At 71.0% G+C, this 23,013-nt stretch carries 21 protein-coding genes and 1 pseudogene; 12 read left to right on the top strand and 10 right to left on the bottom strand.

Going from position 1 to position 23,013, the window contains the following annotated elements:
• Nucleotides 1-101 precede the first annotated feature (101 nt).
• Together BUE16_RS09390 and BUE16_RS09385 are read left to right on the top strand one after the other, a co-directional pair.
• Entirely contained in the window at nt 102-395 is a 294-nt protein-coding gene (locus tag BUE16_RS09390) for a DUF7091 family protein (protein WP_073309104.1), read from the top strand.
• 311 nt (nt 396-706) lie between these two features.
• Nucleotides 707-1,777, top strand: a complete 1,071-nt coding sequence (locus BUE16_RS09385; protein ID WP_073308943.1) for a mannose-1-phosphate guanylyltransferase — start codon at nt 707-709, stop codon at nt 1,775-1,777.
• A 30-nt stretch (nt 1,778-1,807) separates the two neighbouring features.
• Here the strand turns inward: BUE16_RS09385 and BUE16_RS09380 are convergent, their stop codons facing one another.
• The 3 genes from BUE16_RS09380 to BUE16_RS09370 all read right to left on the bottom strand — a co-directional run bounded on the left by BUE16_RS09380 (nt 1,808) and on the right by BUE16_RS09370 (nt 3,685).
• Nucleotides 1,808-2,590 carry an SDR family oxidoreductase gene (locus BUE16_RS09380; RefSeq protein WP_073308941.1) on the bottom strand — a complete coding sequence of 261 codons (783 nt, stop codon included), beginning with the start codon at nt 2,588-2,590 and terminating at the stop codon, nt 1,808-1,810.
• A gap of 69 nt (nt 2,591-2,659) precedes the next feature.
• Nucleotides 2,660-3,154 carry a Tfx family DNA-binding protein gene (locus BUE16_RS09375; protein ID WP_073308939.1) on the bottom strand — a complete coding sequence of 165 codons (495 nt, stop codon included), beginning with the start codon at nt 3,152-3,154 and terminating at the stop codon, nt 2,660-2,662.
• A gap of 75 nt (nt 3,155-3,229) precedes the next feature.
• Nucleotides 3,230-3,685 (bottom strand): TRAM domain-containing protein, encoded by a 456-nt coding sequence (locus BUE16_RS09370; protein WP_073308938.1) that lies wholly within the window; start codon nt 3,683-3,685, stop codon nt 3,230-3,232.
• Between the two features lie 122 nt (nt 3,686-3,807).
• On the opposite strand from BUE16_RS09370, the gene BUE16_RS09365 reads away from it, so the two are divergent.
• Nucleotides 3,808-4,494 (top strand): hypothetical protein, encoded by a 687-nt coding sequence (locus BUE16_RS09365; protein ID WP_073308935.1) that lies wholly within the window; start codon nt 3,808-3,810, stop codon nt 4,492-4,494.
• Between the two features lie 54 nt (nt 4,495-4,548).
• Here the strand turns inward: BUE16_RS09365 and BUE16_RS09360 are convergent, their stop codons facing one another.
• Nucleotides 4,549-4,893, bottom strand: a complete 345-nt coding sequence (locus tag BUE16_RS09360; RefSeq protein WP_073309102.1) for a hypothetical protein — start codon at nt 4,891-4,893, stop codon at nt 4,549-4,551.
• 288 nt (nt 4,894-5,181) lie between these two features.
• On the opposite strand from BUE16_RS09360, the gene BUE16_RS09355 reads away from it, so the two are divergent.
• From BUE16_RS09355 to BUE16_RS09345, 3 genes and pseudogenes are all read left to right on the top strand, one after another.
• On the top strand, nt 5,182-6,297 hold the full coding sequence (locus BUE16_RS09355) for a tRNA (guanine(26)-N(2))-dimethyltransferase (protein WP_073308933.1): 1,116 nt from the start codon (nt 5,182-5,184) through the stop codon (nt 6,295-6,297).
• 130 nt (nt 6,298-6,427) lie between these two features.
• Nucleotides 6,428-7,737: pseudogene (locus tag BUE16_RS09350) on the top strand (YihY/virulence factor BrkB family protein).
• A gap of 9 nt (nt 7,738-7,746) precedes the next feature.
• Complete coding sequence (locus tag BUE16_RS09345; protein WP_073308931.1) at nt 7,747-8,781, top strand: phosphatase PAP2 family protein; 1,035 nt, start codon at nt 7,747-7,749, stop codon at nt 8,779-8,781.
• A gap of 68 nt (nt 8,782-8,849) precedes the next feature.
• Here the strand turns inward: BUE16_RS09345 and glnA are convergent, their stop codons facing one another.
• Complete coding sequence (gene glnA / locus BUE16_RS09340) at nt 8,850-10,229, bottom strand: type I glutamate--ammonia ligase (RefSeq protein WP_073308929.1); 1,380 nt, start codon at nt 10,227-10,229, stop codon at nt 8,850-8,852.
• 126 nt (nt 10,230-10,355) lie between these two features.
• Here glnA and lrp point away from each other — a divergent pair, with 126 nt between their 5' ends.
• Nucleotides 10,356-10,814 (top strand): HTH-type transcriptional regulator Lrp, encoded by a 459-nt coding sequence (gene lrp, locus BUE16_RS09335; protein WP_073308927.1) that lies wholly within the window; start codon nt 10,356-10,358, stop codon nt 10,812-10,814.
• A gap of 69 nt (nt 10,815-10,883) precedes the next feature.
• Here lrp and BUE16_RS16690 read toward each other — a convergent pair whose 3' ends face one another.
• The 4 genes from BUE16_RS16690 to alaS all read right to left on the bottom strand — a co-directional run bounded on the left by BUE16_RS16690 (nt 10,884) and on the right by alaS (nt 15,654).
• On the bottom strand, nt 10,884-11,036 hold the full coding sequence (locus BUE16_RS16690; protein WP_159435754.1) for a hypothetical protein: 153 nt from the start codon (nt 11,034-11,036) through the stop codon (nt 10,884-10,886).
• Nucleotides 11,037-11,383: 347 nt separating this feature from the next.
• Nucleotides 11,384-12,472 (bottom strand): aminopeptidase, encoded by a 1,089-nt coding sequence (locus BUE16_RS09330; protein WP_073308925.1) that lies wholly within the window; start codon nt 12,470-12,472, stop codon nt 11,384-11,386.
• 113 nt (nt 12,473-12,585) lie between these two features.
• Nucleotides 12,586-12,873 carry a hypothetical protein gene (locus BUE16_RS09325; RefSeq protein WP_073308923.1) on the bottom strand — a complete coding sequence of 96 codons (288 nt, stop codon included), beginning with the start codon at nt 12,871-12,873 and terminating at the stop codon, nt 12,586-12,588.
• Nucleotides 12,874-12,885: 12 nt separating this feature from the next.
• On the bottom strand, nt 12,886-15,654 hold the full coding sequence (gene alaS / locus BUE16_RS09320) for an alanine--tRNA ligase (RefSeq protein ID WP_073308921.1): 2,769 nt from the start codon (nt 15,652-15,654) through the stop codon (nt 12,886-12,888).
• Between the two features lie 104 nt (nt 15,655-15,758).
• Between alaS and BUE16_RS09315 the strand changes: the two genes are divergently transcribed.
• A complete protein-coding gene (locus BUE16_RS09315) occupies nt 15,759-18,509 on the top strand; it encodes a GAF domain-containing protein (protein ID WP_073308919.1) in 2,751 nt (916 codons plus the stop codon).
• A 36-nt stretch (nt 18,510-18,545) separates the two neighbouring features.
• Here BUE16_RS09315 and BUE16_RS09310 read toward each other — a convergent pair whose 3' ends face one another.
• Nucleotides 18,546-19,577, bottom strand: a complete 1,032-nt coding sequence (locus tag BUE16_RS09310) for a threonine aldolase family protein (protein ID WP_073308917.1) — start codon at nt 19,575-19,577, stop codon at nt 18,546-18,548.
• A 170-nt stretch (nt 19,578-19,747) separates the two neighbouring features.
• Here BUE16_RS09310 and BUE16_RS09305 point away from each other — a divergent pair, with 170 nt between their 5' ends.
• From BUE16_RS09305 to BUE16_RS09295, 4 genes are all read left to right on the top strand, one after another.
• Entirely contained in the window at nt 19,748-20,536 is a 789-nt protein-coding gene (locus BUE16_RS09305; protein WP_073308915.1) for an alpha/beta fold hydrolase, read from the top strand.
• 85 nt (nt 20,537-20,621) lie between these two features.
• Nucleotides 20,622-21,419, top strand: a complete 798-nt coding sequence (locus tag BUE16_RS09300; RefSeq protein ID WP_073308914.1) for a type 1 glutamine amidotransferase — start codon at nt 20,622-20,624, stop codon at nt 21,417-21,419.
• 60 nt (nt 21,420-21,479) lie between these two features.
• Nucleotides 21,480-21,635 (top strand): DUF7859 family protein, encoded by a 156-nt coding sequence (locus BUE16_RS16940; protein WP_200778409.1) that lies wholly within the window; start codon nt 21,480-21,482, stop codon nt 21,633-21,635.
• Between the two features lie 80 nt (nt 21,636-21,715).
• Nucleotides 21,716-22,921 (top strand): inorganic phosphate transporter, encoded by a 1,206-nt coding sequence (locus BUE16_RS09295; RefSeq protein WP_073308912.1) that lies wholly within the window; start codon nt 21,716-21,718, stop codon nt 22,919-22,921.
• Nucleotides 22,922-23,013 lie beyond the last annotated feature (92 nt).

Genomic DNA, 23,013 nt, shown 5'->3' with positions numbered 1-23,013 from the left:
GCGTCGCCCGTGCGGGCGACGGCGACTGAGATCGCACGCCGGGGATCGCACGCGCCGGCAACGGACTGATAGTCGGGGGCGCCGGAGGTGAGGGCATGGGACTGGGCGACAGGCTCCGGCGAGTGGTCCGCCAGCAGGCGCGCAAGGCCGGCCGCGAGTACGCCCGCGGCAAGCGCGCCTACCGCGAGGGCCGCGAGTGGGGCGAGAACCACGCCGACGAGTTCGACCTCCCGACCGACGAGGAGGACCGCGCGCGGATCGTCTGTCGCCGCCACGCCGAGAAGCGCCGGGCGGCCGTGAACGCCGATGGGGAGCCGGCGTGCTTCGAGGCCGGTCATCCCGACTGCGAGGGCTGTGCCGAGGACGTGGGGGATGGGCGGGTCCAGACGTGGTGAGCGCGGTCGGATGAGCGGAGCGAACGAGACCGCAAAAGCGAACGGGGAGTGCGGGGCGCGAGCGAAACGAGCGCCCCGAGCAGTCGAGCGAGGAGCGAAGCGACCCGCGAGACGGCGACGCGACCCGTGAGCAAGGCGGGACGCGACCGCAGGGAGGCCTCGGCCCCGCGGCGGCGAGGTCTGCGTGCCGAGCCGCCCAAACCAGGCCCACACCGAGCGAACGGTCCGAGCGGTTGGGTGGACGGACAGGCAGACGACCGGACGGACCGCCGGCGGCGATCGCTTTTCACCGTCGGCCTCGTCTCGCCGGTATGAACCGCCCCGTCGTCGCCGTGATCCTCGCCGGCGGCACCGGCTCGCGTCTCTACCCCGCTTCCCGCAGCGACCGCCCGAAGCAGTTTCTCGCGCTGGGGGGCGACGACGACCGGAGCCTCCTGGCCAGAACCGCCGCCCGTACGGGCTTCGCGGACGCGACGCTGGTCGCCACGCGCCCGGAGTTCGCCGCCGAGGTGCCCGAGCACGCCCCCGACGCCGAGGTGGTGGTCGAACCGGTGGGCAGGGACACCGGCCCCGCGGCGCTGTACGCGACCCACCGCGCACGCGAGGCGGTCGACGGCGACCCGGTCGTCGTCGTCCTCCCCGCCGACCACCACGTCCCCGACGCCGACGCCTTCGAGGCGACGATGGCGCGCGGGGCGCGCGTCGCCGGCGACACCGGCCGGCTGGTCGCCTTCGGCGTCGAGCCGACCCGCCCCGCCACCGGGTACGGATACATCGAACCCGGCGAGGAGCGGGGCGGGACCGGATCCGCGCCCGCCTACCGCGACCTCGCCGCGTTCCACGAGAAGCCCGACGCCGACACCGCCGCTGAGTACCTCGACGAAGGCCACTATTGGAACGCGGGTATCTTCGCGTGGACGCCCGCGGCGCTGTTCCGGGAGGCGCGCGGCACGCCGCTCGGGCCGCTCGCGGATGCGCTCGATGGCGACGATCCTGACCCCGAGGCGGGGTTCTGGGCGGTCGAGCCCGTCAGCGTCGACTACGCGGTGATGGAGCGGGCCGCCCGCGCGGCGGTCGTCCCCGCCGACTTCGCGTGGGACGACCTCGGGTCGTGGGACGCGCTGGAGCGCGTGCTCGACGCCGGCGACCCCGATGGCGACGGGACCGACGCCGCGGACAACGCCGTCGCCGGCGACGCCGAGGTGCTCTCCGTCGACGCCGCGGACAACGTCGTCGCCGGCGACGACAAACACGTCTCGCTGGTCGGCGTCGAGGGGCTGTGCGTCGTCGCCTACGACGACCGCGTGCTCGTCGTCCCGAAGGAGGAGGCGCAGCGCGTACGCGACGCCGTCGACCGGCTGAAGGAGGCCGGGGAGTTCTGAGAGCTGCGACCGCGCGGCCGCTGACGGGGCTTACGAGCGCAGGCGCCCGCCGTCGACCGGCAGCGCCGCGCCGTTGACGAACGACGCGCGCTCAGAGGAGAGGAACGCGACCACGTCGCCCAGTTCCGTCGGGTCGCCGATGCGGTTCAGGGGGATGTCGCTGGCCCAGTCTTCGACGCCCTCATCGTAGCTGTCGTATTCGCCGCGGGCGAGCGCGTCCTCGACCAGTTCCTCGATCCGGGCGGTCTCGTGTGCGCCGGGAAGGACCGCGTTCGCGCGCACCTCGGGCGCCCACTCCCGGGAGATTGTCTTCACGAGACCGATGACTGTCCGGCGGACGGCGTTCGAGAGCACGAGGCCGTCGATGGCCTCGCGGACCGACGTGGAGGTGATGCACGTCACGGTGCCCGCGTCGCTGTCGGCCAGGTGCGGACGGGCCTCGCGAAGCGTCCAGACGGCGCTCATCACGAGCGTGTCGAAGGCGCCGTACCACTGCTCGTCGGTCGCGTCGTCGAAGGCGCCCGGCGGGACGCCGCCCGCGCTGGTGACGACGTGGTCGAGCCCTCCGAACTCGTCGACGGTCGCCTCGACGAGCGCCGCCACGTCGTCGCGATCGGTCACGTCGGCTTCGACCGCGAGCACCTCGCCCGGCTCCGCTCCGAGTGCCGCCTCGGCCTCATCGAGTCGCTCGGGCGTCCGACCGCATATCACCACGTTCGCTCCCGCTGCGGCCAGGGACGCCGCCGAGGCGAAGCCGAGGCCGCTCGAGCTGGCCGTCACCAGCGCGGTGTTGCCGTCGAGTCGTAGGTCCATATCGGTCGCTGCGAGCGTGAGCTACAAAAAGCCGCGAGAGACGGCAAGGAGGCGACGGGATTCGCGCGCTTACTCGATGTCAGCATGCTCGGAGCGCCGGACGCGAACGGCACCGGTGCTGGTGATTCCGACGAGGATCGGGTCGACCACCTTCCGGCCCTGGACGGCGTCGCCGGCGTCGTCGCTCACGAGCTTCATTAGGTCCGGGGCGGTGTGGTTCACCTTCACGTCCGCAGCGTCGCACGCGTCGTACACCCGGTCTGGCACGTCGTAGAGGTCGGTCTCGGCGGCGATCTCGATCCGCACTGGCGCCGACAGCGCCTCGGCGAACGCGACCGTCTCGCGCGCCTTCTCGACGTTGTCGCGGGCGGACGACTCGACGCTGGAGACATTGGCGCGCGACGTACCCAGCAGGTCCGCGATGTCCGCCTGCCGCACGTCGCGCTCGCGCAGCGCGAGCACCTCCGCCTGTCGGCGGGTGAGAACGCTCTGGTCGGCATCGAACCCGGCGCGGTCGAGCAGCTCGGCGACATCGACCGCGTCGACGCTCCCCTCGTTAGCCATACCGTGAACTCGGACCCGAGCGCACAAAAAGCATAGTACGGACTGTCCGGCCGCGACGCCCGGGGCGGGTCGGTCCTACGAGCCCCAGAAGTTGTCGCGCGATCCGAGGCGTTCGCCCCGCTTCGCTTCCGTCTCCTCTTCGATCTCGGGGTTCTCGCCCTCGCCGTCTGCGTCCTCGTCGTCGCCCTCCGGTTCGTCGGGGAGCCGCTCGACGACGCGCTTCGCTTTCGCGTGGTTCTGCTTCACGCGGTCGATGCGGACGACCGCCCGCGCGGGCGGGAGCAGCCCGTCGACCATGACGATGAAGCCGTCCTCGGTGCGGCCGACGCCGGCGCCGCTCTCGTGAATGTCGTCGACCTCGACGACGACCTCCTCGCCGGGTTTCACCGGCTGCTGTTTCAGGTCCGAGATGGGCATGTTGTACTCGTTGCACCACTCGGCGCCGCCGCGGTCGCCGTAGTGCTGACAGCCCATGCCCTGGATCCGCTCGGAGAACCGGGGGCAGTCATCCGCAAGTGGACAGTCCGCCATGCGGAGCGGTACCTTCGGCACGGTCTAAACGCTTCCGTCTGGCCAGACACCGTCGCGCACGGCGAATGCGGTCGCTCCCGGAGCGACGAGGGGCTTTTGCTCGACCCCGTCGTACCGACACCGTGAACCGCCGAACCCCGGAACTCGCGCTGCTCACCGGTCTCCTCTTGGCCGCGCCCGTCGGCGCGTTCGCCCTGTGGGCGACCAGCGACCTGTCGCGGTCGCTGCTCACCGGCGTCGGCCTCCTGTATCCGTTCGCGGTGTACGCGGTCCACCACGACGACGACCCGACGGCGGTGCTTCCGCCGCGAGCGGTCGCCGCCGCCGGCACGCTCGTCGGCGGCCTCGTCGTCGCCGACGCGGTCGCGACCGCGGCGCTCGGGAGCGGGGTCGCGACGCTCCGCGGGGTCTTCTTCGGCCTGCTGGTCGCCGCGCCGGCGTGGGCGTACGCCGTCGGGTACGCGCCACGCCGATCGCTTCCGAACGGCCGAGCGCTCCTCCTCGCCGGCGTCGTCGCCGGGGCGGCGCTGCTTGTCGCCGGCCTGTTCTTGGAGACGCCGTTCGGCGCGGCGGCCGCGCTCGTGCTGTGGATCGCCGGCGCGCTCGCCGCCCGCAGTGCCGGGTTCGCCGCGAGCGCGGACGCGCGGCTTGGGGCCGTCGCTGCCGGCGTCGTCCTCGGCGTCGCCATCCTGTTCGCCGCGCTGCTCGTCGGGTCGGTGTCGTCCGCGGCCGTCCTCTCGGCGGTGGCGCTCGCGCTCGCGCCGGCGGTGTACTACGGGGTCACCGTCGAGACGGCGTCGTTCGAGTGACCGTCGCTCGACCCCAATCGACCGGGGCCGCCGCAGTCGGCGCCTCCGGGGCGATCAGAGGAACTCCGCGACCTCGGAGTACCACATGTCGTGGTGGTCGACGCGGTTGACGCGGTCGGCGATGTCGACCGCCAGCGCGTGCCAGCAGCGCTCGCTCGGGTCGGAGGTGTCGAGGTTGTAGGTGGCGTCCCGGCAGTCGCAGCCGCCGTCCTCGACGACGTGTTCGTCGCGGTAGCCGACGACGACGGTGAAATCGCGGTAGCGCTTCACCCGTCCCTCGGCGACGGCCTCGATTGCCCGACTGCCGCGGTCGCCGTGGACGGTGATGATCTCGGCGACCACGGGCGGGCGGAGTTCGCCGGCGGCCGCGAGCGCCGCCCGCCAGTCCTCGGCCGCCAGGTCCGCGAGTTCACCGGGGGTGAACTCGCCGCCCGTCCCGGTCGCGTCGTCCGTCGGTCCCGTGCCGGCGTCGGCCGCCGTGGCGTCCGTGTCGGCCGAACCGGCGGCTGACGGTGTCGCGTCCGGCTCGCCGCCGCCGTCCCCGCGGGTCACGTCGCGGCCGTTCGCGTGGCCGCGGCAAAACGCTTCGGTCCCGGGCGGTCCCGAGCGGTCCGAGTCGCCGCCGGCGACCGGTCACGCACCGATTCCACGCCAGTTAACCACGCGGGCGGCGCACGTCCGGCAACGATGGAGGTCACGGAGGGCGGCGTCACCGTCGAGGTCGAAGGCGCGCGCGACGGCGCGAGCGAGGGCCGCGCCGACGAGGTGTTCTACAACCCCGAGATGGAGTTGAACCGCGACGTGACCGTCGCCGTGCTGCGGGCCTACGCCGAGCGCGAATCGCGCGCGGAGACGTACCTCGACGCGATGGCGGCCTCGGGCGTCCGCGCCGCGCGCGCGGCCGCCGAGGGGTACGACGCCACCGCCGCCGACGTGGACGACGACGCCGTCGCGCTCGCCGGGCGCAACCTCGCGCCCTACGGCGGCGAGGCGCTCCAGCGCGACGCGAACGCGCTGCTGCACGAGGGGTTCTTCGACGTGGTCGACGTGGACCCGTACGGCTCGCCGATGCCGTTCGCCGACGCCGCCGTCGCGGGCACGCGGAACCTCCTGTGCGTCACCGCGACCGACACCGCGCCGCTGTGCGGCGCCCACTTCGACTCGGGCGTCCGCCGCTACGACACGGTTCCTCGAAACACCGAGTACCACCCCGAGATGGGGCTTCGCGTGCTGATCGGCGCGCTCGTGCGCCGGGCGGCCAGCCGCGACAAGGCCGCCGTCCCGATCTGTTCGCACGTCTCGCGCCACTACGCGCGCACCTATCTCGAGTTGGAGGCGAACGCCACCGACGCGACGGCGACGCTGGAGGAACTGGGCTTCGTCCACCACTGCGAGGACTGCCTCGAACGCGATCACGAGTTCGGCCGGCTGCCCGACGTGCCCGAGGACTGCCCGCACTGCGGGTCCAATCGGGTCCTCACCGCGGGGCCGATCTGGCTCGGGCCGGTCGCGGACGCCGGCTTCACCGAGCGCGTCGCCGACGAGGTGACCGACGACATGGGCGAGGCGGCGCGCGCGCGGTCGATGTTGCAGACGGTCGCGGCGGAGCTGGACACGCCGACGCACTACGACCAGCACCGCCTCTGCAAGCAGTGGACCCGCCCCGCGGTCGGCATGGACGAGTTCGTCGCGGCGCTTCGCGAGGCCGGCTTCGCGGCCTCCCACGCGCACTACTCCGGGACCGCGTTCAAGAGCGACGCGACGGTCGCCGAGATGCGCGAGGCGACTGCCGAACTGGGGTGAGCGACGGTCGGCCACGGGGAAGCGCCGACGATATCCGGGCGACGCTGCCGTCGCACCCGTGGGATCCGACCGGGGGCTTTTCTCGCCCTCGCGCGAACGGGGCGGTGTGGTGTCACGACGCCGTTCCGCGATGGACGCGGTCGGACGCGCAGTCGCCGCCGCGAGGCGAGTCGCCCGCGTGACCAGCGACCAGAACGTGACCTTTCTCGCCGCCGGCGTGGCGTACTACGCGTTCGTGTCGGTGCTCCCGGCGGCGGTGTTGGCGCTCGTCGTCGCCGTCGCCGTCGGCGGCGATCGGCTCGCGACGGCGGTCCTCGAGGCGAGCGCGGGCGTGCTGACCGAGACGGGCCAGCAGGTGGTGATCGACGCGCTCGTCGCCGGCGCCGGGCAGGGGTCGGTGACGCTCATCAGCCTGCCGCTGACGCTGTGGGGCGCGCTGAAGGTGCTCCGCGGGCTCGACATTGCATTCTCGACCGTCTACGGCGCCGAGGGACCGGATGGGCTGCTCGATCAGATCCGGAACGCGCTGCTGGTCGTCGCCAGCGTCGGCGGCGGCCTGCTCGCGGTGGTCGCGGTCGCGGGCGTCGTCGCCGCGCTTGACGTCGGCGTCGTCGCCGAACTCGCGGGGCTGATCGCGCTCCCGGTCGTGCTGACGACGGCGTTCCTGCCGATGTACTACGTGTTCCCGGGCACGGATGTGACCGTCCGGGAGGCGCTTCCGGGCGCCGTCTTCGCGGGGGGCGGGTGGACGCTCCTCGGGGCCGGGTTCCAGGCGTACGTCGACCTCCAGGCCGCCGGCGACGGCGGACAGGCGGCGGTGTACGGCACACTCGGGGGGATCCTGCTGTTCGTGACGTTCCTCTACTTCGGCGCGACGCTCGTGCTCGTCGGCGCCGTCGTCAACGTCGTCCTCGGGGCCGACGAGCCTGGCGGTGACCCCGCCGACGACGGAGACGATCCGACCGAATCCACGGGAGAGACCGGCAACATAAAGGGACGGACACGCGTGCGAAGGGACGAATGAGCGGCGAGACCGCGAACGCCGAGACGGAAGCCGGCGACGAGGAGGACGACGGCCGTCCGGCGCCGGACATCGGGGAGTTAGACGAGCGCGTCGCCGAGCTCCGCGCGGACCTCGACGCGATTGACGATCGGACCGTCCGGAAGCCGGCCCTGGAGGCCGAGCTGAAGCGGTACGTCCGCAGCCGGATGCGCCGCGGCCACGCCCGGGGGTGGGGGCCGTACCTCGTGTTGCTGTACGGCACCGTGATGACGCTCGGCGCGTTCTACTTCCTCGAAGGGTGGGTGGCGATCGCCGCGATGCTCGTGCTGTTCCTCTCGACGCTGGGACTGTACACGCTGTTCGTGCTCGTGGGCGTCGGGCTGAACCTCGTGTCGGTTCCCGGACGCGCGATCGACGCCGTCCGGGACCGGCGATGAGGTGAGCGGATGGTCCGCACCATCACCGCCGGTGGGGCCGCGCTGCCCGACTGGGTGGTCGCGGTCGCGGCCCTCCTCACGCAGTTGGGCGACGCGTGGTTCCTCTACCTCGGGCTCGCGCTGTTGTACTGGATCGCCGACGATCGGCTGGCGGCGAACCCCCGTCGCGTCGGCGCGACGGTCGTCGCCGTCGGCCTCGGTGCGCTCGCGGTCACCGTCGGCCTCAAGAGCCTGTTCGCGCTCCCCCGGCCGCCCGGCGCCGGCGAGGCGACCCTCCCGCCGTGGCTCCCCGACCTGCTCAGCGGCGTCTACGTCGACGCAGCCACCGGGGACGGGTTCGGCTTCCCCTCCGGCCACGCGATCGGTGCGACGATGGTGTACGGCGCCCTCGCGACGTTCCTCGACGTGGGGGCGCGCCGGCAGCGCCTCCGGGTCGCCGGGCTCCTTATCAGCGTCATCGCGCTCACCAGGCTCGCGCTCGGCGTGCACTACCTCGCGGATGTCGTCGCCGGCGTCGCCGTCGGCGTCGCGGGGCTGTGGCTGTTCGGACGGGTCGCACGCTCCGGGTTCCGGCCGAACCCCGACCGGGCGTTCTTCCTCGCGGCCGTCCTCGGTGCGGCGGCGGCCGCGATCGCCGCCGCGGGCGGTCACGGCGGCGAGGTGCTCGAAGCGGTGATCGCGCTGGGCGGCGGACTCGGCGGGTACGCCGTCTGGCGGATCCGCGGCACGGAGCCGGCGCCCGTCGGCGTCCCCGGAGTCGTCGGCGGACTCGCGGTCGTCGCCGCGGTGTTCGGCTCGGCGTCCCTCGTGGCCTCGGCCGGGCTCCCGTACGTCTTCGGCGTCGTCCCTGACACGACGCCGTTCCGCCTGCTCGCGGTCGCGCCGCTGTCGTTCGCGGGCGTCGCGCTCGTCGTCGTGTGGCCGACGATCGTGGACCGCGCTCGGACGGCGCGAGGGGACGAGGCGGAGGAATCGTCGGTCGGGGATCTCATTACCGAGGCCGAACCGGACGGCGAATCACCCGGGTCGGAGCGGTCCGACTGAGTGATTCGACTGAGCGGGCTGGAAAGACGGCCATCAAAAAAAAAAGAACGCGGGCTATCGTCGGGGCCTCAAAACTTCTCGAGGTAGCGGTCGAGTTCCCACTGGGAGACGTCGATGCGGAACTCGTCGTACTCCTCGGTCTTCGCCTGGATGAACTTCTCGGTGACGTGCTCGCCGAGCGCGTCCTGGACGACCTCGTCCGTTTCGAGCGCGTCAACCGCCTCGCCGAGATTCGAAGGGAGCGTGCCGATGCCGTGCTCCTCGCGCTTGGCCTCGTCGAACTCGTAGATGTTCTCGCGGACCGGGTCGGGGCACTCCATGCCCTCCTCGATGCCGTCGAGGCCGGCGTGGATGAGCGCGGCGAACGCAAGGTACGGGTTACACGAGGGGTCGGGGAAGCGCGCCTCGATCCGGGAGGCGGCCGGTACGCGCGCGGCCGGCTTGCGGATGAGCGCCGAGCGGTTGCGGTCGGACCAGGCGACGTAGACGGGCGCCTCGTAGCCGGGCACCAGCCGCTTGTAGGAGTTCACCGTCGGGTTCGTCACGGCCGCGATGGCGGGTGCGTGTTCGAGGATGCCGGCGGTGAACTGCTTGGCCTCCTCGCTCAGGTCGAACTCGTCGTCGCCGTCGTGGAACGCGTTCTCGCCGTCCTCGGTGAACAGCGAGATGTGGGTGTGCATCCCCGAGCCGTTGATCTTCGGGATCGGCTTGGGCATGAACGTCGCGTGGAGGTCGTGCTGGGCCGCGATGGCGCGCACGACCGTGCGGAAGGTGCCGACGTTGTCGGCGGTCGTGAGGGCGTCGTCGTACTCGAAGTTGATCTCGTGTTGACCCTCTGCGACCTCGTGGTGGGACGCCTCGATCTCGAAGCCCATGTCCTCCAGCCCGTAGATGATGTCCCGGCGCACGTCCTGTGCGAGGTCCTTCGGTGCGAGGTCGAAGTAGCCGCCGGCGTCGTTGGTCTTCGTCGTCGCGCGACCGTCCTCGTCCTCCTCAAACAGGAAGAACTCCGGCTCGGGGGCGGCGTTGACCTCGTACCCCATGTCCGCGGCGCGCTCCAGCGCGTCCTTCAGGACGCGGCGGGGGTCGCCCTCGAACGGCTCGCCCGTCGAGGTGTTGATCACGTCGCAGATGAGACGCGCTGCGCCGCCCTCGTCGCCCTCGCGGGTCCGCCACGGGAGCACCGCGAACGTCTCGGGGTCGGGCTTGAGGCGCATGTCGGACTCCTGAATCCGTACGAAACCGTCGATCGAGGAGCCGTCGAAGTAGATACCCTCGGTGAACGCCTTCTCCGCCTGCGTCGCCGGGACGGAGACGTTCTTCACCGTCCCCAGAATGTCCGTGAACTGGAGGCGGAGGAAGTCGATCCCCTTCTCGTCGATCTCGTCGATAACGTCCTGTTCGACGGCGCTCAGCCCGCCGTCCGGCTTGGTATGTCCGTCCGTCATGTTGTGACGTTTGACTCGATACACTCCCGGTATATAGGAGTTGACGGTCGGTGCTATTTTCCCCTTCGAAGCTTCTCGGGTGGACATCCGTCAAATTCTAATGGGTGGCGACCGTCGCCGACTGTAATGACGTACGAAAATCTCGACGCGAGGCTGGTGAATGCGCTCTTGGGCAACGGTCGCGCCAGCCTCCGCTCGCTGGGGGAGGATCTGGACGTGTCGGTGACGACAATCTCGAATCACCTCCGAGATCTGGAGGACGCGGGCGTCATCGACGGGTACACGCCGCGGGTCAACTACGACCGGCTCGGCTACGACGTGACCGCGATCGTCCAGTTGAAAGTCGAGGGGAGCGCGCTGCCTGACATCGTCGACCGCCTGCGCGAGCAAAAGCAGATGGTGTCCGTCTACGAGGTCACCGGCGACTACGACGTTATCGCGATCGGGAAGTTCCGCGACACCGACGAGATGAACGAGGGGATCAAGGGGCTGCTCGCCGACCAAGACATCCGCGAGACGAACACCTCCGTCGTGCTCAACACGGTCGTCGAGAACGCCCAGTTCGACCTCGACGTCGAGGAGTAAACCGTCGTTCGCGGCGGTCGCTAACGCGGAGCGAGTGAAAACTGGCGTCGAACCGGTCGAACGCCGGGGTCAGACGATGAACTCGGTCACGTTTTCCATGTCCGTCCGACAGAACGGACAGCGGTATCGGGTCGAGAAGCCGCCGGACTGCGCCGTCGTCTTCGCCTCGAGTTCGTGCATTCCGATCTGACGGCCGCAGTCGGGACAGTTCACCTTGGGCACACCTGAGTGACACGGTCACACACGGATAAATCCCGGTACCGCGCCGAGGAGAGAAATCTATTAGTACACGTACTTCCGTGAAGGTTGTCGATTCGACGTTCTGCGGCGTCGTGAATGCCATCGTGGCGAGGGGATGTGACTAGTTCTCACAAACTCGCTCTCGGCGGCTCCGGACCTGACCCCATGAGTTCCGGTGGAACCTGCGTGGCGAACCGCGTCCGGAGCGGCACGCTCGGTTCGGGGCACTCGCCCCGTTCGCGTCCCGCCTGCTCGGTGAGCGGCTCGGGCCACACGACCTCCCTTCGATCGACCGTGCACACCTCGCCGCCGTCCGTCCGAGCCCTCGTTCACTCCCCCTCGCCGTCCTCGAACGTGAACGTCCCGTCACGCTGCACCACCTCGCCGTCCAGTTCGATCACGGAGTCCTCGCTCATGTCGACGATCATGTCGACGTGCTCGGCGGATTCGTTGACCTCGTTGCCCTCGCCGACCGTCTCGGGGTACGCCGAACCGACGGCCATGTGGACGGTGTCGCCCATCTTCTCGTCGAACAGCATGTTGTACGTGAAGCGGTCGATGGCGCGGTTCATGCCGATGCCGAGCTCGCCGAGGTAGCGCGCGTTCTCGTCGGTGTTGAACACGCCCTCGAGAACCTCCTCGTTGCGCTCGGCGGAGAACTCCTCGACGCGGCCGTCCTCGAAGGTGAGGCGCACGCCCTCGATCTCGCGGCCCTGCCGGTACAGCGGGAGGTCGAAATACACCTCGCCGTTCACGCTATCTTTGACCGGCGCGGTGAACACCTCGCCGCCGGGGAGGTTCGCCTTCCCGTCGTCGTTGAGCGCGGTGTTGCCCGCGACCGACATCGTGAGGTCGGTCTCCTCGCCGGACTTGATGCGGACCTCCTCCGCGTCGTCGATCAACTCGACCATCTGCTGTTGGAACTTCGCCTGCGCCTCCCAGTCGATGCTGACGGCGTCGTACACGAAGTTCTCGTACTCCTCGGTGCTCATGCCCGCCAGTTGGGCGTGCCCGCTCGTCGGGAACTGCGTGAGACACCACGTCTTCGAGAGCCGCTCCGTCTGGACCGGCCGGCGCGCGCGGTTGTAGTCGGCGGTCGTCTCGGGATCCACGTCCGCCTTCTCGGAGACGTTGCCGCCGCTACGGGCGATGACGAAGGCGTCGGCCGCCTCGTAGAGGGCCAGCTCGTGCTCGGGCAGCTCGAAGTCGTCTTCGCGCGCGCGGAGGTACGCGCGGGCGGCGCGCTGGGAGTTGTTCAGGTAGACGGGGTTCGCGCCGATGTCGCCGGCGTACTCGTGGAGGGCGACAGCCAGGTCCTCGGCCTCGGCGGGGAGCTGGATGACGAGGTCGTCGCCCGCCTCCAGTTCGATGGAGTGGTCGACGATGGTCTCTGCGTGTTCGCGGATGCGCGGGTCCATGTGCGCCGCTTGGCCGGCGGGCGAGTAGGAGTTTCGGTCGCGGGCGGAAGAGGAGTTTCGGTCGCGCCGGGGCGACCGCGAGCGTCGGGCCCGAGCGGGCCGGGAGCGCCGAGCTACGGCCCGCCGTACCCCTGCTCTGTCGCCCACTCGCGGAGCTCGGCGTACACGTCGTCGCGGTCGTCACGGTCGCCCGACGCCAACACGCGGTAGCGTTCGGCCTCGCGATCCTCAACGACGGCGTACGACCGCGTCTCGGTCGTGATCAACAGCGCCGGCACGACCTCGGTCCCGGACCGCTGAGCGATCACCTCGTGGTGCGCCTCGACGATCCGGTCGGCGTCGGTGAGGCTCCGCACCGCCGCGGCGCCCATCGGGTACGGGAGCGCGTCGATCAGCGACATCGAGGCGGGGACTCAGGCCTCCAGCTTCCGCCGGAGGACGTCCGGCGCGTCGTCGAGCGCGTCGTCGAGCGCGTCCACGTCGGGGCCGCCGCCCTGGGCGAAGTCGGGGGGGCCGCCGCCGCCGCCGCCGACGCGGCCGGCGAGCTCGCCGACGACCTCGCCGGCGTTGACGCCGACGCCGTCGGGGACGCCGACGACGAACGTCGCGGCGCCGTCCGCGCCGGAGCCGAGCACGGCGATCCGGCCGTCCTCGACGTGGGCGTTGGCGGTGGCGCGAAGCTCGTCGGTGTCGGCGTCTATCCGCTGGACGACCGCGACGGCGTCGCCGATCTCGACCTCCTCGCCGTCCGCGGCGGCGCGAAGCTCCGCGAGTTCCTCCTTCAGGCGGTCGATTGTCTTGCCGCGCTGTTTCCACTCGCTGAAGAAGCGCTCGGCCGTCTCGGGCACCTCCTGCGGGTCGACCGAGAGTACGTCCGCGGCGTCGTACAGGGCGTCCTCCGTGCGGTGGGTCGCGTCGAGGGCGGCCTCGCCGGCGGCGAACACGAGCCGTTCGACGCCGTCCTGTACCGGCTCGGTCTTCAGCAGCTTGATCGCGCCGATGTCGCCCGTCCGGGAGACGTGCGTGCCGCCGCACGCCTGCACGTCGTCGCCGACGCGGACGAGCCGGATCTGTTCGCCCGGTGGGATCCCGCCCTGATAGAGGTCGAAGCCGTGCTCGGACTCGGCCTCGTGGCGGTCGGGCCACTCCTGTTTGACTGGGACGTTCCGACGGACGAGCTCGTTGGCGACCGCCTCGATCGCCTTCACCTGCTCGCGGGTGACGCGGTCGTAGTGGGTCACGTCGAGGCGGGACGACTGGAGGCCCTTCTGGGCGCCCGCCTGCCGCACGTGGTCGCCGAGCACCTGCCGGGCGGCGTAGCCGACGATGTGGGTCGCGGTGTGGTGGCGCATCAGCCGACGGCGGCGCTCGCCGTCGACCTGCCCGGTGACGAACTCGCCTTTCCCGGGGTCCTCGTCGGTGCGGTGGAGCACCACGTCGCCGCGGATCTGCACGTCCTCGACCTCGACGGTGGTGTCGTCGGTGGAGAGCGTCCCGCGGTCCGCGGGCTGGCCGCCGCCCTCCGGGTAGAACATCGTCTGGTCGAGCACCACGTCGTAGCCGTCCGCACGTTCGAACACGTCGAGGACGACCGCCTCGAACTCCGTGCGCTCCTGGTCGTCGTAGTAGAGCCGCTCGGTCGCCGGGAGGTCCGCGAGGCGCTCGTCGGCGTCGTCCTCGCGGTCGAACGCCTGTGCGGAGTCGTGCCGGGAGGCGACGAGCCCGTAGAAGTCGTCGGGCACCTCAACGGTCGCGCCGCGCTCTGCGGCGATGTCCTCGACCATGTCCGGCTGGATGCCGTGAGAGTCGTACAGCTCGATCAGCTCTTCAACGGGGATGGGCTCACCGGTGCCGGCGTACTCGTCGGCCAGCGCCTCCACCTTTCGACCGCCGCGGTCGAGCGTCTCGCGGTACTTCTCGACCTCGGTGCGGACCATGTCGCGGATCGTGTCGCGGTTCTCGTAGCCGAGGCGGTCGGCCTGCATGTCGACCAGCTCGTCGAGCGGGGCGTCGACCCCGACCTCGTCCACGAGGCGCTTGGTGCGGCGCAGCACCATCCGCGCGAGGTAGCCCGTGCCGACGTTCGAGGGGACGATCTCGTCGCCGAACATGTACGCGAGCGTCCGGCAGTGGTCGGCGATGGCGTAGATGTTCTCAAGCGGCTCCAGCAGGTCGGTCAGTTCGTCAGTGTCGACGTCGAGTTTGTCCGCGATGTTGTCGCGGGCGGCCTCGATGTCCTCGGCCTCGTCGATGTCGAGGTGACCCGCCAGCGTGGAGGCGCGGCGGACGAGGTCTGCCTCCTCGTCGGTGAGGTCGATCCCGGCGTTGTCCTTCAGGAACTCGATGGTGTCGGGGTAGATGGCCTCGTAGACGGTCGGGGTGCCCTGGCTCATCCAGGTCCACCGCTCCAGCCCGTACCCCGTGTCCACGATGTACGTGTCCATCTCGGAGTAGGTGTTGCCGTCCTTCAGCTCGTAGTCGCCGTCCGGGCTCTGCTCCAGCGACATGAACACGAGCGTGGCCAGCTCCGCGCCCTTGTAGATGACCTCGATGGCGGGACCGGCGTTGCCGCCGCCGACCCACGGGTCCTCGATGTACGTGATCTCCGAGAGGTCCGCCCCCATCTCCTCGAACAGGCCGTCACAGAGCCGGACGGTCTCGTCCTTCCAGTACACCTCCCCGGAGTAGGCGTACTCGTCGCCGACCTCCTCTTTGGCGTTGAACGCGTGGTGGGCCATCATCTCGAAGGCCATCGTGTGGCGGCCGGTTTTCCCCACGTTGTCGATGTCCTGCATCCGGATGCACGGCTGGCTGATGGTCAGGGGGTTCGCCGGCGGCGGCGTCTCCCCGGAGGTGACCAGCGGCTGGAAGTCGTAGATGGACGCCTGGGTGAGCAGCACGTCGTCGCGCCAGCGGTTCGCCGCGACCGGGTACGGCTCGACGCGCTCGTGGTCGTGCGCCTCGAAGTACGAGAGGAACGCCTCGCGCATCTCCTCAAGCGAGTACGCCTCGTCGAACCCGGGCTCCCCGATGAACGAGTAGTCCTCACAGGGCGGCTCCCCGCACAGCGTCCGCTCCTCGTCGCGGGTCCAGAAGTGGTCCCCGCAGGAGGAACACTCCCGTCGGGAGAACCCCTCCTCCTCGAAGTAGTCGAGGCGGTACTCCGCGGTAAGATCGCTCATTACCACGTTGTGCCCCGTCGTCGCGCAAAAGGGTTCCGGGCCGCGTTCGACGCACGTCGGGTCCCCGTTACTCTTAAACCGAGAACCGACAACACTGAGTAACTATGTCGGGGTCCGTCGCGGAGCCGTCGCCCTCGGTCCTCCTCGTCGCCGATGACGGGGTGTCGATTTCCGAGGAGTTCACCGTGGCGCTGGGCGACTCCGTCGACGGCGACACCGAGACGACGACCCCCGCTGGGCTCGAACGGGCGCTCGACGGCCGAGACCGCCCGGGCGCGGTCGTGCTTGTGGACGGCCCGCAGGTACCCGCGGCCGCCCGCGAGGCGCTCGATGTCGCGACCCTGCCGGTCGTCGCCTACGCCGACCGGGAGCCGACCGAGGCGTACGTCGACGGGTACGTCGATCGGGGGAGCGATGCCGAACGCCTCGCCGCCGAGATCGAACGGGCCAGGGACGGGGAGACGAGACGGCAGCTCCGCGCGGCCCGCCGTCGCGTGACGCGGCTCCACGAGGCGACCGCGGAGATCGCCGCCGTCGACAGCGTCGACGGATTGTTCGAGCTGACGGTCGCCATCGCCGGTCGCGTGCTCTCGTTTGACCACTGCGCGATCGGCATCGAGGAGGACGGCGAGCTCGTCGCACACGAGCGGTCGACCGACTGGCTCCCGGCCCAGGTCCCGATCGAGGGGACGCTCGCCGGGCGGGCGTACCGACGCGGCCAGACGATGTACGTCGCCGACGTGGAGGCCGAGGAGCTGTCGAACTCCGAGGCGACCGGGTCGAGCATCACCGTCCCGTTCGGCGACGACGCCGTCTTCCAGGCGGTCGCGCGTCGCCCCCACGCCTTCGACGAGACCGATCGGGAGCTTGCGGAGCTGCTCGCCATGCACGTGGGGCAGTCGTACCGACGACTGCGCGCGCAGGCGGACCTGACCCGCCGCGAGCGCGTGATGACCGAGCTCCACGAGGCGGCCCCGCGGCTCGTCGACGCCGAGCGCGAGACAGAGCTGTTCGAGCTGACCGTCGAGATCGCCGAGCGCGTGCTCTCGTTCGACCGCTCGGCCGTGTACGCCGCCGAGTCCGACCGGTTCCGCCGGTGTGCGGCCTCCGACGACGACCTGCCCGCCGAGCTCCCGCGCGAGTTCGGCGCGATGGCGGTCACCCACGACGAGGGGCGGTCGATCCTCGTCGACGACATGATCGGCCACCCGGTCGCACAGTCCCACGACGGAGAGTCCCGGTCGCTCATCTCCGTGCCGTTCGCCGGTAACGCGGTCTTCCAAGCGGTCAAGAACGAGCCGGGCGGGTTCGACGAGGGCGATCTGGAGTTCGCGGAACTCCTCGTCTCGTACGCGACGGTGACCCGCGAGCGGATCCGTTCGGAGGCGGCGCTCCGGGCGGCCCGCGAGACGACAGAGCGGCTCCACGTCGCCGCGACCGACCTCGCGGCCGCCGAGTCCGAGGAGCAGCTCCTCGACCGGGCGGTCGAGGCCGCCAGGGACGTGCTCTCGTTCGACAAATCAACGATGTCGCTGCGCGAGGGAGAGATGCTCGTGCCGGTCATCGACTCCGACGGCAGCCTCCCGAACGGCTCGCGACCGATGGATCTCGACGAAGGGATCGCCGGCAAGACGTACCGGACGGGCGAGTCGATCCTGATCGAGGACGTGGCCGACCGCGACGACGCCGTGCCCGTCCGCCGGGAGTACCGGTCCGCGGTGTCGGTCCCGATCGGGGACCTCGGGGTGTTCCAGGCGGTCGCCACCGAGCCCGGCGCGTTCGACCGCGACGACCTCACCAACGCGGAACTCCTGATGGCACACGTCGCGGTCTCGCTCGTCCGAGTCCGCGCAGAGGCCGATCTCCGCGCCGAGCGCGACCGCCTGTCGGCGCTGTTCGAGAACGTCCCCGACGCGGCGCTGTCGTTCGAACTCGTCGACGGCGAGCCGATCATCGTGGCGATCAACAGCGCGTTCGAGGAGACGTTCGGCCTCGGTGAGGAGGTGCTCGGGGAGTGCGTCGACGACCACATCGTCCCCGAGGAGGCCGAGCCGGAGGCCGCCGAGTTCAACGACCGCCTCGCGAACGGCGAGAGCATCAGACAGGAGGTCCGACGCGAGACGGCCGACGGGCTCCGCGACTTCCTCATGTACGTCGTGCCGCTGGAGCTGGACGCCGAGAACCTCGGCGGCTACGCCATCTACTCGGACATCACCGAGCGGCGCGAGCGCGAGCGGACGCTCCAGCGACAGAACGAGCGCCTCGACGAGTTCGCGAGCGTCGTCTCCCACGACCTCCGCAACCCCCTGTCCGTCGCCGAGGGGTACCTCGAACTGGCCCGAGAGACGGGCGACACCGACCACCTCGACACCGTCGCCGACGCGGTCGAGCGCATGCGCGACCTCGTCGACGACCTCCTGCGGCTCGCCCGCGAGGGTCGGGTCGTCGGCGACACGGAGCGGGTGGATGCGGCGGCGGCCGCCCGCGCGGCGTGGAGAGGCGTCGACACGGGCGACGCGACGCTCACCGTCGAGGATGACCTCGCCGTCGAGGCCGACGAGGAACGCCTGCGCGAGCTGTTCGAGAACCTCTTTCGCAACAGCGTCGAGCACGCCGGCAGCGCGCCGACGGTTCGCGTCGAGTCGGCGGCGACCGGGTTCGCCGTCACCGACGACGGCCCCGGGATCGACCCCGAACGCCGCGAGGAGGTGTTCGACGTCGGCGTCTCCAGCGTCGAGAACGGCACCGGCTTCGGCCTCGCCATCGTCCGTCGCATCGCCGAGGCGCACGGCTGGTCGGTGTCGGTGACTGCCGGCGACGACGGGGGGGCGCGGTTCGAGTTCGTGACCAGGTGACCGCCAGACTGGACCCCGGCGAAACCGGGAGGCGACTCAGGCCTCGTCGACGACCGACGCGATGCGGTCGAGCGCCTCCGCCACGTCGTCGCCGTCCACGTCGAGGTGGGTGCACAGCCGGCAGGTGTACTCGCCGAAGGCGCTGAACGAGACCCCGGCGTCCTTACACGCGGCCGACAGCTCCTCGCCGGTCATCCCGGCGGCCTCGCTGTCGACCATCACGATGTTCGTGTCCGGCGCGGGCGCTGACAGCCCCTCGATCTCGTTCAGGCCCTCAGCGAGGCGGGCGGCGTTGGCGTGGTCCTCGGCGAGCCGGTCGACGTTCTCCAGCGCGAGCAGCCCCGGCGCGGCGATCATCCCTGCCTGCCGCATCGCCCCGCCGAACAGCTTCCGAACCCGGCGGGCGCGCCGGATGAAGTCGGCGTCGCCCGCGAGCATCGACCCGACGGGCGCGCCGAGCCCCTTCGAGAGGCAGAACATGACGCTGTCGACGTGCTCGGTCATCTCCGCGGGCTCAGTGTCGAGAGCGACGCAGGCGTTGCAGAAACGCGCACCGTCGAGGTGGACCGGGACGCCGAGGTCGTGGGCGGCCGCCGCCGCCTCGTCGAGGTGGTCCGTCGGAACGGCGACCCCGCCGCGGGAGTTGTGCGTGTTCTCCAGGCACAGCAGGCCCGTGCCCGGGCGGTGGAGGTCCTCCTCGACGTATCCGTCGCGCACCTGCTCGGGCGTCGGGACGCAGCGGTCGCCGCAGTCGAGGATGCGCGGCTGGACCCCCGAGAGCTGCGGGATACCGCCCAGCTCCCACTTGTACACGTGCGCCTGCTCGTCGCACAGCAGCTCCTGCCCGCGGTCGGTGTGCATGCGGACCGCGATCTGGTTGCCCATCGTCCCCGAGGGGACGTACAGCGCCGCCTCCATCCCGACGAGGTCGGCCGCGCCCGCCTCCAACTCGTTGACCGTCGGGTCATCTGCGTACACGTCGTCGCCGACGGCGGCGTCGCGGGCGGCGTCGCGCATCTCGTCGCTGGGGCGGGTTACCGTGTCCGACCGGAGGTCGATCGTCGTCATGTGCGTCGGGTCGCTCTCGCCGGGGAAATACGGTCCGGTCACCGGCGATGGCGGCGATCCGACTCACGGCGGAACGCCGCCGCCGAGCCCGTCCCGGCCGTCGGCGACGCCGAGCGCACGGCTGGGAGCGACCACCGGGATTGACACCCCGCGACGGCGAACGATAGCGCGTGCCCTACGCAGCGAACGGAAGCGTGGACCTGTACTACGAAGTCGACGGCGAGGGCGGCGACCGCGAGGTCGACGCCGTCGCCCTCTGCGGGGAGATCGGCTACGGCCCGTGGCAGTGGGGGTGGCAACACGCCACGGTCGCCGGCCCGTATCGGGTGATCGTCCCCGCGACTCGCGGCACCGGGGACTCCGACGCGCCGCCGGGACCGTACACCGTCGGGCGACTCGCCGCGGATCTGGACACCGTGCTCGCCGACGCGGGGGTCCGGTCGGCGCACGTCGTCGGGGTCGGGCTGGGCGGGATGGTCGCGCTCCACGCGGCGCTGCACTCCGGGCGGGTCCGGAAGCTCGCGCTCGTCGGCACCCCGGCGTACGGCGGGGGAGTGAACCCCGACCCGCTGTGGGCCGACCCCGCCGATCCCGAGGCGCTGGAGTCGTCGCTGCGGGCCGCCGTCACCGACGAGTTCCTCGACTACCAGCCCGACATCGTCTCGCAGATCGTCGAGTGGCGCGCCGCCGAGGACGCCGACCGCGAGGCGTGGAAGGCCGCCCGCGCGGCCGTCCGCGAGTTCGACATCGCCGATCGGCTGTATGAGGTGTCGAACGAGGCGCTCGTGATCCACGGGCGCGAGGATGCCGTCTGTCCGCGCGCGAAGGGGAAAGAGCTCGCCGAGGGGTTACCCCGGGGGGAGTTCGTTGAGGTCGACGGCGCGGGCCACCTCGCGAACGTGGAGGCGAGCCGCGAGGTCAACGACCGGATCTTGGAGTTCTTCGACGACGACGCGTGAGACGACCGCCCCCGACCCGCCCGCGTCGCCGGCGGAACTCGGTGGGGGCGCAAACCCTTTGACCGCGAGCGACCCAGTGACGCCAATGACACGGCCCCGGCTCGCGCTGCTCAACGCGGCCCACGACGGCGCCAACACCGCCCGGAACTTCCGGCGGGAACTCGACGCCGACCTCGTCGAGTTCGACGCGAACGCACAGCAGCTACCGGATCACTTCGAGTTCGACAACGACGAGGGACCCTCGTCGAGCCGAACGGCGTCGCCGTTCGATGGCGTAGTGATCACCGGATCGCGCTCTTCTGTCTACTGGGACGAGGAATGGATCCCGCCGCTGATCGAGTGGACCGCCGAGGCCGCCGAGCGCTGCCTGCCGATCCTCGGCGTCTGTTACGGCCACCAGGTGCTCGCGGAGGCGCTCGGCGGTCGCGTCGGCGGCATGGACGACTTCGAGATCGGCTACAACGAGGTCACCCACCGCGGCGACGACGAGCTGTTCGCCGGCGTCGACGAGGCGTTCACCGTCTTCACGACCCACGGCGACGCAGTCGTCGAGCTGCCGCCGGGGGCGGAGCTGCTCGCGGAGAACGAGTACGGCGTCCACGCGTTCCGGAAGGGCCGCTGTTGGGGCGTGCAGTTCCACCCCGAGTACGACCTGGAGACCGCAGAGAGCGTCACCGAGGGCAAGCGCGAGCGCATCGGCGACGAGCGCGTCGACGAGGTGCTCGCGGCGATCTCGCCCGAGCGCTACGAGGCCGCCTGCGAGGCCAAGACGCTGTTCGAAAACTTCACCGCCTACTGCCGTCGCGTCCGCGACGACGGCGTCGACGGCGATGCTGGCGACAGTGCCGCAAGGACCGTGACAGGAGGCGAAGCGGGACGCTGACTCCCCTCTCCGGCGCGAGCGGTCGAAACCACTATCCCCCCGACTGTCGCATCCGCGGGCATGAGCGTAGTCGACACGCTGGTCTCGGCGGTGGCGGCAAATCCCGTGCTGACCGCGATCCTCGTCGTGCTGCTGGCGCTGGTGTTCGGCGGCTACCTGTATCTGCGGAAGATCGTCGTCAGCGTGGCCGAGGGGTACGACGAAGGGCGACGGTGAGCGCCCCGCGGCCGCGCGACCCGACGGTCGGCCGGCACAGAACCCAACAACGACTTAGCTCCGGGGGGTGACGCCCGGGTATGGTCGCAGCCGGCACCCTCGCCACGCTCCTCGTCGCCGCGCTCGCCTCGCTGTTCATGGCCTGGGCCATCGGCGCCGGGTCCTCGGGATCGACCCCGTTCGCGCCGGCCGTCGGCGCCAACGCCATCTCGGTGATGCGCGCCGGGCTGATCGTCGGAGTGCTCGGCTTCTTCGGCGCCGTCCTCCAGGGCGCGAACGTCACCGAGGCGGTCGGTACCTCGCTCATCGTCGGCGCTCCGATCACCGCGACGGCCGCCATCGTCAGCCTCGTCACCGCCGCCGTCCTCGTCGCAATCGGCGTCTTCGCCGGCTACCCGATCGCCACCGCCTTCACCGTCACCGGCGCGGTCGTCGGCGTCGGTCTCGCGCTCGGCGGCGACCCCGCGTGGGCCAAATACCGCGAGATCGTGGCGCTGTGGGTCGCCGTCCCGTTCGTCGGCGGGTCGATCGCGTACGGCACCGCGCGGCTCCTTCGGGCCGAGCGCGTCCCCGAACGCGTCGCCGTCCCGACGCTGGCCGGCCTCGTCGCCGCGATCGTCGCCAACATCGGTTTCACCGTCCTCGGCCCGCCGGGCGTCCAGCGGTCGCTCGCGGGCGCTGTTGCCGCCGCTCTCCCCGCGGTCGTCGTCGCCGGCGTCGACACCGGCCGGATCGCCGTCACTGTCGCGTTCGCGGTCGTCGTCGCCCTCGCGCTGTTTCGCGACATGACGCTCGACGAGGCGCGCGGGCAGCGGCGCTTCCTGCTCGCGCTCGGCGGACTCGTCGCTTTCTCCGCGGGCGGGTCGCAGGTCGGCCTCGCCATCGGCCCGCTCGTCCCCCTGCTCGGCGGCGAGGGCGCGAGCGTCCAGATCCCGCTGCTCGCCGTGCTCGTGGGCGGTGGCCTCGGGCTGCTCGCGGGGTCGTGGACCGGCGCACCGCGGATGATCAAAGCGCTCGCGCAGGACTACTCCTCGCTGGGGCCGCGCCGCTCGATCGCGGCGCTCATCCCCAGCTTCGCAATCGCCCAGACCGCCGTCGCGTTCGGCATCCCCGTCTCGTTCAACGAGATCATCGTGAGCGCGATCATCGGATCGGGGTACGCCGCCGGCGGCGCGGGCGTGAGCACGCGGAAGATGGCCTACACCGTGCTGGCGTGGATCGGCTCGCTGGCGCTGGCGCTGGCGGTCGGGTACGGCGCGTTCACCGCGGTCGATGCGGTGGTGTGAGCGCGGACGGCACGCGGGACGAAAAGTCGGAGTGACGGAACGGACGAACGAATCGGACAATCGGACGGGCCGCGAACGGAACGGCGCCGGCG

The organism is Halobaculum gomorrense (assembly GCF_900129775.1).
GTDB classification, from domain to species: domain Archaea; phylum Halobacteriota; class Halobacteria; order Halobacteriales; family Haloferacaceae; genus Halobaculum; species Halobaculum gomorrense.
This window is presented reverse-complemented; position numbering and strand designations above follow the sequence as displayed.